General features: G+C 57.6%; 1 protein-coding gene. It reads left to right on the forward strand.

What is annotated here, in order from left to right; translation table 11 throughout:
* Nucleotides 1–448, forward strand: a 448-nt coding sequence (gene mreC, locus CKO28_RS28005; RefSeq protein WP_200344843.1) for a rod shape-determining protein MreC, incomplete at both ends; no start/stop codon positions are given.

A 448-nucleotide genomic window follows, 5' to 3' on the forward strand; every position in this document is an offset into this window, starting at 1 on the left:
CGTAATCTGTTAGGCTCAGCGTTCAAGGTGGGTGAGCGGGTACTGATTGCCGAGTTGTTGCAAGTGGATCTTGATCCTTACCGCCAGCAGGTGCTGGTGGATAAGGGAACCCTGTCGGGAGTCTTTGTTGGCCAGCCTGTGTTAGATGCCAATGCGGTGATGGGGCAGGTCGAGCGCGCCAACCCTCTCACCTCCACAGTGTTGCTCATCACCGATGCCAGACACTCATTGCCGGTCAAGGTCAACCGCAATGGACTCAGGTCCATCGCGACCGGGTCTGGGCTGATCGACCAGTTAAATCTGCTGCATGTCCCCAAAAAAGCCGATATTCGGGTGGGCGATCTCTTGGTTACCTCTGGACTGGGCGGCACCTATCCGCCTGGGTATCCGGTCGCGCGGGTGACGGAAGTGAGCATTGAACCGGGCAAACGCTTTGCAACCGTTACCG

Source organism: Rhodovibrio sodomensis, assembly GCF_016583645.1.
Lineage (GTDB): Bacteria > Pseudomonadota > Alphaproteobacteria > Kiloniellales > Rhodovibrionaceae > Rhodovibrio > Rhodovibrio sodomensis.